The sequence below is a fragment of the Rheinheimera sp. KL1 genome (assembly GCF_001275035.1).
In the GTDB taxonomy this organism is placed as follows: domain Bacteria; phylum Pseudomonadota; class Gammaproteobacteria; order Enterobacterales; family Alteromonadaceae; genus Pararheinheimera; species Pararheinheimera tangshanensis.
The window spans coordinates 25,878-38,902 of sequence record NZ_LAMX01000035.1 but is presented as its reverse complement, the minus strand read 5'-3'; the positions used below and the strand labels follow the sequence as shown (position 1 = coordinate 38,902).

At 45.5% G+C, this 13,025-nt stretch carries 12 protein-coding genes; 7 read left to right on the top strand and 5 right to left on the bottom strand.

The features are described from left to right. The first annotated feature begins 210 nt into the window (after positions 1–210). Positions 211–1,167, top strand: a complete 957-nt coding sequence (locus tag WH43_RS18590; protein ID WP_053426055.1) for an ADP-ribosylglycohydrolase family protein — start codon at positions 211–213, stop codon at positions 1,165–1,167. Positions 1,168–1,202: 35 nt separating this feature from the next. Here WH43_RS18590 and fur read toward each other — a convergent pair whose 3' ends face one another. Then, positions 1,203–1,643 (bottom strand): ferric iron uptake transcriptional regulator, encoded by a 441-nt coding sequence (fur, locus tag WH43_RS18585; protein ID WP_053426054.1) that lies wholly within the window; start codon positions 1,641–1,643, stop codon positions 1,203–1,205. Between the two features lie 153 nt (positions 1,644–1,796). Here fur and WH43_RS18580 point away from each other — a divergent pair, with 153 nt between their 5' ends. Continuing rightward, complete coding sequence (locus tag WH43_RS18580) at positions 1,797–2,273, top strand: DUF4442 domain-containing protein (RefSeq protein WP_053426053.1); 477 nt, start codon at positions 1,797–1,799, stop codon at positions 2,271–2,273. Between the two features lie 38 nt (positions 2,274–2,311). Here WH43_RS18580 and fldA read toward each other — a convergent pair whose 3' ends face one another. The 4 genes from fldA to WH43_RS18560 form a co-directional block, all read right to left on the bottom strand. Further along, positions 2,312–2,842 (bottom strand): flavodoxin FldA, encoded by a 531-nt coding sequence (gene fldA / locus WH43_RS18575; RefSeq protein ID WP_053426052.1) that lies wholly within the window; start codon positions 2,840–2,842, stop codon positions 2,312–2,314. A gap of 12 nt (positions 2,843–2,854) precedes the next feature. Continuing rightward, positions 2,855–3,127, bottom strand: a complete 273-nt coding sequence (ybfE, locus tag WH43_RS18570; protein ID WP_046521060.1) for a LexA regulated protein — start codon at positions 3,125–3,127, stop codon at positions 2,855–2,857. Positions 3,128–3,141: 14 nt separating this feature from the next. Beyond that, a complete protein-coding gene (locus tag WH43_RS18565) occupies positions 3,142–3,339 on the bottom strand; it encodes a DUF2788 domain-containing protein (RefSeq protein ID WP_053426051.1) in 198 nt (65 codons plus the stop codon). Between the two features lie 64 nt (positions 3,340–3,403). Beyond that, a complete protein-coding gene (locus WH43_RS18560) occupies positions 3,404–4,165 on the bottom strand; it encodes an alpha/beta fold hydrolase (RefSeq protein WP_053426050.1) in 762 nt (253 codons plus the stop codon). Positions 4,166–4,410: 245 nt separating this feature from the next. Between WH43_RS18560 and seqA the strand changes: the two genes are divergently transcribed. The 5 genes from seqA (at position 4,411) to ydiJ (ending at position 13,001) form a co-directional block, all read left to right on the top strand. Then, complete coding sequence (gene seqA, locus WH43_RS18555) at positions 4,411–5,013, top strand: replication initiation negative regulator SeqA (RefSeq protein WP_053426057.1); 603 nt, start codon at positions 4,411–4,413, stop codon at positions 5,011–5,013. 9 nt (positions 5,014–5,022) lie between these two features. After that, positions 5,023–6,669, top strand: coding sequence for a phosphoglucomutase (alpha-D-glucose-1,6-bisphosphate-dependent) (gene pgm, locus WH43_RS18550; protein WP_053426049.1), 1,647 nt, complete (start codon positions 5,023–5,025; stop codon positions 6,667–6,669). Positions 6,670–6,824: 155 nt separating this feature from the next. Continuing rightward, positions 6,825–9,320, top strand: coding sequence for a glycogen/starch/alpha-glucan phosphorylase (locus tag WH43_RS18545; protein ID WP_053426048.1), 2,496 nt, complete (start codon positions 6,825–6,827; stop codon positions 9,318–9,320). Between the two features lie 211 nt (positions 9,321–9,531). Then, positions 9,532–9,840 carry a hypothetical protein gene (locus WH43_RS18540; protein WP_053426047.1) on the top strand — a complete coding sequence of 103 codons (309 nt, stop codon included), beginning with the start codon at positions 9,532–9,534 and terminating at the stop codon, positions 9,838–9,840. Positions 9,841–9,962: 122 nt separating this feature from the next. Further along, positions 9,963–13,001: a D-2-hydroxyglutarate dehydrogenase YdiJ gene (gene ydiJ, locus WH43_RS18535; RefSeq protein ID WP_053426046.1), complete on the top strand. Its 3,039-nt coding sequence runs from the start codon at positions 9,963–9,965 to the stop codon at positions 12,999–13,001. Positions 13,002–13,025: the final 24 nt, after the last annotated feature.

Here is a 13,025-nt window from a genome sequence, read left to right as displayed (position 1 = left end):
CATAGCCCCGACCGAACGATCACCACCTCCATAGGAGGTGGTTTAAGATTGACAACCAAAAGCCAGCCTCGATGCTGGCTTTTTTCTTTCTAAAAATAAGCTATTTCGTTGATTTTAAAGCGAAGTACTTGGCTTCTTGGCTGCAATACCTTATATATTAATCAAGCATAAAAATTAGCCGCTTAAGGCTTTATCACAACGGAGGTCTGCATGAGCGATCCGGTACTCAAATCCAAAGCCCTGGGTTTGATGTATGGCTTATTGGCCGGAGAAGTTTTAGGTTCCGCCGTTGAAGGTCTTGAACAAGATGAACGTGAAGAGCGGCTTCGCTTTGACCTGGGTGAAATGTTACTACAAAACCCCTGGCAAACCTTGTCAGGACAGCCAACCGACAGCGGTGAGCTTGCTGTGCTTTTATGCCGCCTGTTAGCTCATTATGGTGAGTATCAGGAAGAGGGGGCCTGGCAGGCCTATGAATATTGGCTCAGGACCGAACCTTTTGCTGTACCCGATGAATTAAAACGCGCTTTGTTAAGTCAGCAGGACGAGGAGTCCTGTGCAACAACTGCTTTGGCTCGTGTTGCCCCCATGGCGTTGATGGTGCCTTATCAGTCTTTACCTCAGTTAGCGGCCTGGGCCATGGCTGATACCGCGTTAACTCATCCGAATATGTTGTGCCAGCAAGTCAGTGGTTTGTATGTGATGGCATTAGGCCATGTGCTGGAAAACGACTGCAGTGCAGATCAGTTGTATCAACTGATTAAAGACTGGGCTTCACAGCTTAAAGTGGATAAACGTATTATCCGCACTATTGATCAAGCGTTATTTATGCCGCCAACAGAAACTGAGATGTCAGATCTTTCAGTGCTTGGGTGTTTTCAGAATGCCATCTGGCAGCTGTTGTATGCTCAGGATTATCTGGATGGTATGCTGGACACACTAAAAAGAGGTGGAGACACTGCCAACAACGCTGCCGTGGCCGGCGCTTTATTAGGGGCTTGTTATGGTGTGGCTGAGGTCCCTGATTCATTGCGCAACGCTATTACTCACTGCAGACCACTCAAAGGCCAGTTTGGTGTGCTTCAGCCACGACCTGAATGCTGTTGGGCCAATGAAGTAGAGTATTTAGCCGAACAGATTTTAACGGGTATAAAAAAACCGGCCTGATCACAGCCGGTTCAATCTAGGGAAGAAACTGAAATTTACTTGGTATTACGATTTTCTTCGCACGATTTTTTATCGACGCACTCACCATACAAATATAAGCTGTGGTGTGTCAGCTTAATACCGTTTTTCTCAGAAATTTCTAATTGCTTACGTTCAATATCATCATCTTCAAATTCGATGACTTTACCGCAATTTAAGCACACCAGGTGATCGTGGTGATCCATGCGGCTTAATTCGAACACCGACTTACCACCTTCAAAATGGTGACGGGTGACAATGCCTGCATCGTCAAACTGGTTTAATACCCGGTATACAGTCGCCAAACCTATATCTTCACCTAACTCCAGCAAAATCTTATACACATCTTCAGCACTGATATGCTGATGATTAGGATCTTGCAAAATATCGAGAATCTTCACTCGTGGCAGAGTGACTTTGAGGCCTGCTTTACGCAATTCGGTATTATGATCTGACATGGACTGTTCTACTCTTTCTTGAATTTCAAATGATTATAAGGCCATTACCAACAGAAGCAACCTCTAAATCTGCCCATTACTACCAGCAAAGCGCTGACAAAGTGCAAACAAGACGTTAGAATTTCGCCAAACAGGTCTTACCAGAGGTTTCTTATGCGTTGGGCATTTAATCCGGCCGTGATGCGACATTTATTAAATTTGTGGCCACCATTTTTCTTCACAGGTATTAAGGTGGTTGAGCTGGCAGAGGACTACAGGTATTGCAAGGTGGAGCTGAAAAACAGGCCCTGGACCCGTAATATCAATAGCAGTCAGTTTGGTGGTTCTATGTTTGCGATGACCGATCCTATTTATCCCTTGATGTTGATGGGGTCTCTGGGCAAAGAATATATGGTGTGGGATAAGCAAGCCGATATTAACTACATCACACCGGGTCGTGGCAAATTAATGGCTGAATTTGTGCTGACAGATAACGAGCTTGAACATATCAAACAACAAACTGAAGCAGGAGAGAAGTATTTCCCTGATTTTGTGGTGCACGTCAAGGACTGCAAAGGCGAGTTGGTATGTGAGGTCAAACGTAAAGTGTATATCCGTAAAAAGCCTAAATACCGCGATACCTCTCAATAAAACAAAAGGGCCAGAGTTGAAACTCTGACCCTTAGAGATTACAGATTTTCCAGCTCTTTTAAGCTCAGTTCATCATAAATCTGCTTACACCATTGCTTCACACGTTGCTCTGTCAGTTCTGGCTGACGGTCTTCGTCTATGCCTAAACCAACAAAATGGTCGTTGTCCGCCAGTGCTTTGGAGGCGACAAAGTTGTAGCCTTTGGTTGGCCAGTTTCCAACGATAATAGCGCCTTTAGGTTCGATAATGTCACGTAAGGTGCCCATCGCATCAAGGAAATACTCGGCATAATCTTCCTGATCACCACAACCAAAAATCGCGACCAACTTATTGTTAAAGTCTATGTTTTCCAGCTCAGGAAAGAAGTCATCCCAATCACACTGGGCTTCACCGTAATACCAGGTCGGAATACCAAACAGCAACAAATCGTAACTGGCAATTTGTTCTTTTGTGCTTTTGGCAATATCCATCACATCAAACAAATGTTTGCCCAGCTCTTTCTGAATCATTTTTGCGATATGTTCAGTATTACCTGTATCGCTACCAAAAAATATACCTACAGTTGCCATAACTTTCGCCTTCTACCTGGTCAACGCTTGTTCTAAAACCCATTCTATATAGGCGCTACGTGTCATATTTTGCTGCTGTGCAGACAAACTCAGCTGTTCATACAACTGTTCTGACACTTTGCACTCTATACGCTTTAAACCTTTACTTCGATCGCGTTTGATTTGATTGCGTTTGTTCAGCTTCAGCTGTTCTTCCCGTGGTAAAGGATTAGTCCTTGGACGGCCGGGGCGCTTTTCATGCGCAAACAAATCTATGGTTGTGCGATCTGTGGCTATTTTAGCCATGTCTCGCACCTCATTTATTCGACAAAAAACTCAAAAATCACTTTAGCTAAAAAAGCTGCAGGAGATAAAAACAGCACTAACCACACAAAAATTTTGCCAAAACGAGGAGCGTTACTTTTTTTCAGTACATCCCAAATGGCCATCACAATAAACAGATACAGGGCACCAACACCCAGAAAAAGACCCAGGGTCTCAAACTGCTCAATATTCATAATGACCCACTAGACCTTAAAAATTGCGCGCACTATAGCACAATTTTTTTAGGAATTAATTGCGTTAACTCAATAAAAAGTCGGTGACAATTTTAGCGAAAGCCACAGGCTTTTCGGCGTGTAACCAGTGGCCTGTACCCATAATGACTTTGGCTTTACTGTGTGGAAACAACTGTTGGATCAGGCTCTGGTGTTCTGGTAACAGATAATCAGATTCTGCGCCTTTAATAAAAAGCGTAGGGCCTGTGTAGGGGCCTTTGCTCGGCGGAGCTTCTAATAACTGCGGATAATTGGCGATCAGTGCTTTGATATTAAAGCGCCAGCGGAACTGGTCACCGTCTTTATATAAGCTTTTGAGTAAGAATTGCCGCACACCGGTTTCAGTGATAACCAAAGCCAGTTGTTGATCAGCCTGCTGCCGGCTTTGTAAGCTACTAAGATCAATGCCATCCAATGCGGACAATATTTCCAAGTGGCGCGGCCTGTTTTGTACTGGTGATATATCGGCCAGAATGAGTTTACTAACACGCTCTGGATAACGCAGCGCAAACTCCATAGCAATTTTGCCACCCATAGAGTGGCCCAACAGGATCACTTGCTCTAAACCCAAATGATCCAGAGTCTCTTTCACATCCTCTGCCATCAGCGCATAGGACATGCTATCGTGCCAGTCGGACCGGCCATGATTACGCATGTCCAGGTTGATCACTTGCCATTGTCCGGCTAAAGCGCGAGCAATCACGCCGAGGTTCTCGTAGCTGCCAAAAAGGCCGTGGATCAATACAATAGCTTGACCTTGGCCTGTGATCTCGGTATGTAATATCATTGTTTTTTCCGATTTAACGACCTTATTTACGACATAAAGGTATGGTATCAAAACAGCTGGCTGGCGTCAGCGCCTACCTTTTGTATAGCCAAAGTAATTGGTGTTGCAGGGAGGCGACAAGTGATTGAGACCCCAGGATCATAGTTGTCTTAGGTGATTGGGGGGAAGAGTGCAGTCAACAAAGCTGCAGCTTCAAGCACTAAGGGTATATAATGGCTTCACTTTTAAAAACGCGGACTAACTTCATGAAAACCATCGAAATAGATGACGATCTTTATCAATTTATCGCCAGTCAGACTCAACAGATTGGTGAAAGCGCCTCTGATATTCTGCGCCGTTTACTGATTGTCAGCCTGACAGAAGCACAAGCTCCTGCTGTACCAGCTGCAAAAAACGCAACGAAAACCTCAGAGGAAGTGGCCTCTAAGTCAACAGCAGGATCAGTAGAAAAACCAGCAGCACCGGCTGTAGTCGAAAAGAAGGCAAGCTCTGTTACTACTGTTGATAAATCCAGCTCTGTTTTTGATTTTATCAGCCAACAAGATCTGTCTGCTGAACAAAGCGTGGTAGGGCGCTTCTTATTTATCTTATCAGCTCTATCCCGTGCTCATCGGGGCGATTTTGCTCAGGTACTGGAAATTAAAGGCCGTAACAGGCTGTATTTCGGTCAATCCGAAGCCTCTTTGTTAGAAGCGGGTAGCAGTACCAATCCAAAACCTATTCCCAATACAGATTTTTGGGTGATCACCAATTCAAACACCACACGTAAGAAAATGATGCTGACTGAAGTGGCCACTAAGCTTGGCTACAATGCAGCTGAGGTAGAACGGATCCGCGATTTGTTATAAGGAGAGTGTATGTCGTTACATCCGCTGGCAGGACAAACTGCACCAGCTGCCATGTTGCCAAATATAGCGCAGCTGATGGCTGCCTATTACAGCCTGAAACCTGATGTGGCGATCGCCAGTCAGCAAGTGAGTTTTGGTACCTCAGGGCACAGAGGAGGAGCTTTACTTAAGTCCTTTAATGAGTTTCATATTCTGGCGATAGTGCAAGCCGTTGCAGAGTACCGAAAACAGCAGGGTTATAGTGGCCCGTTATTTTTAGGCAAAGACACTCACGGCTTATCAGAAGCTGCTTTTGTTAGCACTTTGCAAGTACTGATTGCCAATGGCGTCACCACTCATATTCAGCAGGACGGCGGTTTTACACCCACACCTGTTATTTCTCATGCAATTTTGTGTTACAACAAAGGTCGTTCCTCGGATTTAGCGGATGGTCTGATCATCACGCCTTCCCATAATCCACCGGAAGACGGCGGTATTAAATACAATCCACCTCATGGCGGTCCTGCCGACACTGACGCGACAGATTGGATCCAAAAACGAGCCAATGCCTTACTGGCTGCACAGTTAGATGGCGTGAAGCAGGTAGGCTACGAAGAAGCGTTGGCGTCCCCTTTGTGTGTCAGCATTGATTACGTGCAGCCTTATGTCGATGATTTAGCGAATGTGATTGATATGGCCGCTATCGCCAAAGCGGGTGTCAAAATTGGTGTTGATCCCTTAGGCGGTTCAGGTATTGCGTTTTGGCCTGTGATTGCCAAGACCTATGGTCTTAATATCACCGTAGTGAACGAACGGGTTGACCCGGCTTTTAGCTTTATGCCGTTGGATAAGGACGGAAAAATCCGTATGGACTGCTCCTCAGCTTATGCAATGGCCAATCTGATCCAACTCAAAGATCAGTTTGATGTGGCCATAGGCAACGACCCTGATTTTGACCGTCATGGCATTGTGACCCGAAGTGGCGGCCTGATGAATCCAAATCATTATCTGGCAGTGGCCATTAACTATTTATTGAGCAACAGACCTTTATGGTCAACCGGCTTAGCAATAGGCAAAACACTGGTTTCTTCAGCCTTGATTGACAGAGTAACTCAAGGCCGCGGCCGTAAAGTGTATGAAGTCCCGGTGGGCTTTAAATGGTTTGTCGATGGTCTCTACAAAGGCACTGTAGCTTTTGGGGGGGAAGAAAGTGCAGGGGCAAGTTTCCTGCGTTTTGATGGCACTGTCTGGTCGACCGATAAAGATGGTTTTATTCTGGGATTACTGGCGGCAGAAATGCTGGCAAAAACCGGAGTCGATCCGTATCAGCAGTATCAGGCGCTGACCAAAGAATTTGGTTCACCTTTGTATCGTCGTCTGGATGCAGCAGCTTCAGCAGAGCAAAAAGCTGCACTGAAAAATCTCGATGTCAGCAGTGTAAAACAGACTGAATTGGCAGGCGATGACATACTTGCAGTGCTTACAAAAGCACCAGGGAACGATGCCAGTATTGGTGGTGTAAAGGTAGTCACCAAAAATGGCTGGTTCGCTGCGCGGCCATCTGGTACAGAAAATAGCTATAAAATTTATTTAGAGAGTTTTGTTGATCAAACACATTTAATGCAGCTTGAATCTGACGCCAAAGCCTTTGTGGATGCGGTGTTCAAGGCAATTTAAGCATTTGAAACAGCCTGTTAGCGTGTTGTAATAAAATTACGATAACAGGCTTTATTTTTGCTAATTCTTGACTATTGCCCGCCATTTTTGTAATTTTTCTACAACTACAGTTATAAAAAAAAGCGGCCCACCGCTCATTAAACCGGGATTTAGCAATGAAAAAAACGTCTTCAAAGGCAAAAGCCTCAGTGGCTATTGCGGACCTTCCGAGCACGGAAGAATTAAAAAACAGCATCATTAAACATTTACACGGCAGTCTTGGTACAGATGTAAATAAAGCCAGCCCACAAGCCTGGTGGCGTGCCACTTGTGCTGCAATCAATGAATATGTGTACGATGGTTTACGTAATACTCAGCGTACTCACTATCAACAAAATACCCGCGCTGTGCATTATTTCAGCCTTGAATATTTAATGGGGCGTCTGTTCAGCAACAATCTGCACAATTTGGGTGTTTATGACGCTGCAAAAGATGCACTGGCACAGCTGGGCTTAAATATCGCTGATCTGGAAGATCAGGAAGAAGACATGGCGCTGGGTAACGGCGGTTTAGGCCGTTTGGCTGCCTGTTTTATCGACTCTATGGCGACGTTGAATTATCCAGCTATTGGTTATGGTATTCATTACGAACACGGATTGTTTAAACAAGAATTTTCCGATGGTCGTCAGATTGAGCGTCCGGATAGCTGGCGCGAATACGGTAACCCGTGGGAGATTTGCCGTCCTGAATCTATTCAGGAAATTTCAGTCTACGGTTATGTAGAAACGACTTATGATCTGCAAGGCAAAATGAAAAAAGTGTGGCACCCTGGCCGCATTATCAAAGGTGTACCTTGGGATATTCCGGTGGTAGGTTATCAGGGCAGCTCTGTTAACGTATTACGTTTGTGGGAAAGCCGTGCCAGTGATTTCTTCAACTGGGACGTATTTAACTCAGGCGGTTACATCGATGCGGCGCGTCAGAACATCGAAGCGGAAACCATTTCCAAAGTGCTGTATCCAAATGATGAAACAGACGCGGGTAAAGAATTACGTTTAATTCAACAGTATTTCTTCTGCTCTTGCTCACTGAAAGACATTATTCGTCGTTACAAACGCGCTAATGGTGATGACTGGAGCAAGTTCCCTGAGCAAGTGGCTATTCAGCTGAACGATACTCACCCGGCCGTAGCTATTCCTGAACTGATGCGTATTTTAGTTGACCGTGCGGAAATGAGCTGGGATGAAGCCTGGAACCTTTGTCAAAATGTATTTGCCTACACCAACCATACCTTGTTACCAGAGGCTCTGGAAAAATGGTCAGTGCGTTTATTTGAAAAAGTATTACCACGCCACTTAGAAATCATTTACGAAATTAACCGTCGTTTCCTGGTTGAGCAGGTGGATGTGTTATGGCCTGGCGATAACGAGAAAAAACGTAAACTTTCTATTATCGAAGAAGGCCACGAGTCTATGGTTCGTATGGGACATTTGTCTGTGGTCGGTTCGTTCCGCGTTAATGGCGTGGCCGAAATTCACTCAGACTTAGTGAAATCAGATTTATTCCCGGAAATGGTGGCCTTATGGCCGGATAAATTCACCAACGTGACAAATGGTGTAACACCACGTCGCTGGTTAAAAGCCTGTAATCCACGTTTAGCCAAGTTGCTGGACGAAACTATTGGCGATGAATGGCCACGTGACTTAAAACAGCTGAATAAGTTTGCTGCTTTTGCTGATGATCCTGCCATTCAGGATGCCTTTATGGCCATCAAACAGCAAAACAAAGCTGATTTAGCGACAGTAGTGAAGAAGCTGACCAATATCAGCATTGACCCTCATGCTATTTTTGATATTCAAATCAAACGTTTGCATGAATACAAACGTCAACATCTGAACTTGTTGCATATTCTGGCCTTGTACCGTCGTATTCTGCAAAACCCGGATTACGACATGGTGCCACGTGTATTCCTGTTTGGTGCAAAAGCAGCTCCTGGTTACAAACTGGCCAAAGAAATTATTTACGCCATCAACAAAGTGGCTGAGAAGATCAACAACGACAAACGGGTGAAAAACCGTCTGAAAGTGGTCTTTATGCCAAACTACCGTGTGACATTAGCTGAGAAAATGATCCCGGCTGCTGACGTGTCAGAGCAAATCTCTACCGCAGGTAAAGAAGCTTCTGGTACAGGTAATATGAAACTTGCGTTAAACGGTGCTATCACTGTAGGTACGCTGGATGGCGCCAATATTGAAATCGCTGAGGAAGTGGGACCGGATAATATTTCTATCTTCGGTTTAACCGTTGATGAAGTAAAAGCGCTGCAGGCCAAAGGCTATCACAGCTGGGATTACTATTATCAGGATGCTGAAATCAAAGCTATTCTGGACTGGCTGGAAACGGATTACTTCACGCCGGGTAAACCAGGTGAATTGTCTGCCATCAAACGCAGCCTGCTTGAAGGTGGAGATCCGTACTTAGTGTTGGCCGATTTCCAGTCGTACGTGAAGGCACAAGAGAAAGTGGATGGCTGGTACCGTGATCAAGCCGGCTGGGCGAAAAAAGCCATTCTGAACACTGCACTGATGGGCAAGTTTACCTCAGACCGTTCTATTGAGGACTATGTAGAAAAAGTCTGGAAATTGGACTCTTGCAAAATTAGTCAACAATAAGCTGTTGTCTGAGTCGTTCGCTCAGTGACGAATAACAAAGCCCACTTCGGTGGGCTTTGTATTTGAATCAAAGCAACGGATCTGGACAGGTACAGAGAAACAACTGAACTATTTGTTACAATTTGCAGTCCTAGCAAGCATTGGGAATTCGTTTTCGCACCCCCATTAAGTTTACAGAGCCAATGAACAGGCGTTTTAAAGAGAGCAATCCATGAATTATCAACAGCAAGCCCAACAATGGCAGGCCTTATTCCGTCAGAAACAGCAGGGCAGTTTCCTCAGTCGTGTGCTGCTATGGCTGGTCGCCGGTATCATGCTGGTGTTTGCAATGGGCGTATTACTTTTTGTGCTGATGCTAAGCTGGTTACTTATTCCAGTGTTTTTATACAAAAGACATCAGCTACGCAAACAAGGTAAGTCGTTTTTCCAACAGGCTCAGCAACAGCAAAAACAGCGTTCATCGGAAAGCTCTGGTCGGGTAATTGAAGGCGAAGTGCTGGAACGTAAAAGCGACAATTAAAAGATTCAGTCACAAATGTAAGCAAAGCAGGGCATTGGAAAGTCAGTAATTTTTTCCTAACGCCCTGACCATCTATCCTGTGCTTTGGTATACTCGGCCCAGTTTTAAATCTGGTGCGTCTTATGATCCCAAAGTTAACTGCGTCCGAAACACTTAATCCCCAGGTACAGGCTTATGTCACTGCTTTAACTGCTGCTGGTTTTACCGGCGACATTGAAGTTAGTTACGCCAGTCGTTTGGCGGTAGCCACAGATAACAGTGTGTATCAACAATTGCCCGCTGCTGTGCTACTACCTAAGTCCGCTGCTGATATACAACTTATTTGCTCTTTAGCTCAGACATCAAGTTTTAGTGAGATCAAGTTCACGCCACGAGGCGGTGGTACCGGTACCAATGGCCAGGCGCTCACCTCTGCAGTGGTGGTGGATTTGTCGCGCCATATGCGTGAAATCCTGGAGATCAATGTCGATGAGCGCTGGGTGCGAGTGCAAGCTGGTGTGATTAAAGACCAGCTGAATGCCTTTTTAAAACCCTATGGCTTTTTCTTCTCTCCGGATTTATCGACCTCAAACCGCGCCACCATTGGAGGCATGATCAACACCGATGCTTCAGGTCAAGGCTCTTTAGTCTACGGCAAAACCAGTGATCACGTGTTATCCCTTGATACTGTGTTGATTGATGGCACGGCGCTGCATACTCATGTCATGCCGATAGACCAGGCAGAGCAGTTGGCAGAGCGCCAGGACAGCATTGGCCGCGTGTATCGTCAGGTATTATCCAGTTGCCGCGATTTCCGAGCTGATATATTAAAAACCTTTCCGCGTTTAAACCGCTTTTTAACAGGTTATGACTTAGAGCATGTATTTAACGAGGATTTAACTCAGTTTGATTTATCCCGCGTTATTACCGGCTCCGAAGGCTCTTTGGGTTTTGTCACTGAAGCCAAACTCAATATTACGCCCATAGCCAAATACAAATGCCTGGTCAATGTGAAGTACGACAGCTTCGAAAGTGCGCTTAGAAACGCACCATTTTTAGTAGCTGCTCAGGCGACGTCGGTGGAGACTGTCGATAGTAAAGTGCTGGATTTAGCCCGTAACGATATCATCTGGCATCAGGTCAAAGACTTTATTCAGGATGTACCAGGCAAAACCATGCTGGGTCTGAATATGGTCGAATACAATGCTGAAGACGAAGCCGATATGGCGCAAAAAGTTCAGCAGTTAGAAGCACGCTTGCAGCAGTCAGTGGCAAAGGGCGAGTCTGGCATTATCGGCTATCAGCTGACTTATGATAACAATGCCATTACCCAGATTTATGCGATGCGCAAAAAGGCAGTAGGCCTTTTGGGCAATGCCAAAGGCAGCAAAAAACCTATTCCTTTTACTGAAGACACGGCTGTTCCACCTGAAAATCTGGCTGATTTTATTATGGAATTCCGAGCCTTACTCGACAGCCACGGTCTGGCTTATGGCATGTTTGGCCATGTCGATGCTGGTGTGCTGCATGTGCGTCCGGCTTTGGATATGTGTGACCCGGAGCAGGAAAAACAGTTACGCGTGATTTCCGATCAGGTGGTGAAACTGACTGCAAAATACGGTGGCCTGATGTGGGGCGAACACGGCAAAGGTTATCGCAGTGAATATGGCCCGGAATTTTTTGGCGAGGCTTTGTTTACCGAACTGCGGAAAATCAAAACCGCTTTTGACCCCTTCAACCGCGTTAACCCAGGTAAAATTTGTACGCCTATCGACAGCAGCGAACAGTTAGTTAGCGTGGATGATGTCAAACGTGGCTTTTACGACCGGCAAATTCCGGTGGTGGTCAAAGAGAGTTTTGACAGTAGCTTAAACTGCAACGGCAATGGTCTGTGTTTTAACTACGAAGAAAATTCGCCTATGTGTCCGTCCAGTAAAGTCACTAAAGACAGACGCCATAGCCCCAAAGGCCGTGCAGGTTTAATGCGCGAATGGTTGCGATTAATGAGCAATCAGGGCGTGGATGTGCTGGCACAAGAACAGCAGATCCTCACTAAATCCCAGACGCTTTCTGGCATAGTTACCAAAATCAAAAACAGCTGGCAGAAAAAACAAGGCCAGTATGATTTCTCCCATGAAGTGATGGAGGCAATGGAAGGTTGTCTGGCCTGTAAAGCCTGTGCCGGCCAATGTCCTATTAAAGTAGATGTACCCTCTTTTCGTGCCCGTTTTATTCAGCTCTATCACAGTCGTTATTTACGTCCGGCCAAAGATTATCTGGTTGGAAATATCGAACGCTCAGCACCGCTGTTAGCCAGTATGCCAAAACTGGTCAACTTTTTCCTGCAGCAAGGCTGGATGGCAAGCTTGCTGAAAAAGACTGTAGGTTATGTCGATACACCACAATTATCGGTTCCCACTTTAAAGCAAAGAGTGCAGGGCAAGTATGGTTTTGATTTAACCGAGCTGCAGGCTCTGCCTGATGCTGATAAACAAAAGTTAGTCTTGTTGGTGCAGGATCCATTTACCAGCTTTTATGAGGCTGATCTGGTAGCTGACGCATTACAGCTGATTGAGAAACTGGGTTTTAGGCCTGTGTTGCTGCCATTTTTACCGAACGGTAAACCTCAGCATGTCAAAGGCTTCTTACGTGATTTTGCTAAAACAGCAAAAACAGCCTCTGATTTTTTAAATCAGGTAGCCGCTTTAGGCGCGCCATTGCTGGGCTTAGATGCTTCGTTAGTGCTGGTGTACCGCGACGAGTATGTCAAAACCTTAGGTGCAGAACGTGGCGATTATCAGGTGGCGTTATTTCATGAATGGTTAGTAAAACAAGATTTACCTGCTATTCAGACCCAGCAGAGCTTTAGTTTACTGGCGCATTGCACCGAAAAAACGGCGTTGCCAGCGACAGAAAATCAGTGGAAGCAAATTTATGCCAAAGCAGGATTAGAACTCAAAGCTGTGTCTGTAGGTTGCTGTGGTATGGCCGGTACTTATGGCCATGAGGCGCAAAATTTTGATAATAGCAAAACGCTGTATGAAATGAGCTGGCAAAAACCCGTGCAAAACACCGGTGCCGATCAGGTCTTGGTCACAGGCTTCTCCTGTCGTAGCCAGGTAAAACGTCTAGAAGGGGTGAAACCTAAACATCCGTTGCAGCAACTTTTGCAGTTACTTTAGGTCATTCTTTGACAACATACAGGG

What these genes read in the sequence shown, in the direction of transcription:
- WH43_RS18590 (WP_053426055.1), top strand. Translation starts at nt 211, where the DNA reads ATGAGCGATCCGGTACTCAAATCCAAAGCCCTGGGTTTGATGTATGGC.
- fur (WP_053426054.1), bottom strand. Translation starts at nt 1,643, where the DNA reads ATGTCAGATCATAATACCGAATTGCGTAAAGCAGGCCTCAAAGTCACT.
- WH43_RS18580 (WP_053426053.1), top strand. Translation starts at nt 1,797, where the DNA reads ATGCGTTGGGCATTTAATCCGGCCGTGATGCGACATTTATTAAATTTG.
- fldA (WP_053426052.1), bottom strand. Translation starts at nt 2,842, where the DNA reads ATGGCAACTGTAGGTATATTTTTTGGTAGCGATACAGGTAATACTGAA.
- ybfE (WP_046521060.1), bottom strand. Translation starts at nt 3,127, where the DNA reads ATGGCTAAAATAGCCACAGATCGCACAACCATAGATTTGTTTGCGCAT.
- WH43_RS18565 (WP_053426051.1), bottom strand. Translation starts at nt 3,339, where the DNA reads ATGAATATTGAGCAGTTTGAGACCCTGGGTCTTTTTCTGGGTGTTGGT.
- WH43_RS18560 (WP_053426050.1), bottom strand. Translation starts at nt 4,165, where the DNA reads ATGATATTACATACCGAGATCACAGGCCAAGGTCAAGCTATTGTATTG.
- seqA (WP_053426057.1), top strand. Translation starts at nt 4,411, where the DNA reads ATGAAAACCATCGAAATAGATGACGATCTTTATCAATTTATCGCCAGT.
- pgm (WP_053426049.1), top strand. Translation starts at nt 5,023, where the DNA reads ATGTCGTTACATCCGCTGGCAGGACAAACTGCACCAGCTGCCATGTTG.
- WH43_RS18545 (WP_053426048.1), top strand. Translation starts at nt 6,825, where the DNA reads ATGAAAAAAACGTCTTCAAAGGCAAAAGCCTCAGTGGCTATTGCGGAC.
- WH43_RS18540 (WP_053426047.1), top strand. Translation starts at nt 9,532, where the DNA reads ATGAATTATCAACAGCAAGCCCAACAATGGCAGGCCTTATTCCGTCAG.
- ydiJ (WP_053426046.1), top strand. Translation starts at nt 9,963, where the DNA reads ATGATCCCAAAGTTAACTGCGTCCGAAACACTTAATCCCCAGGTACAG.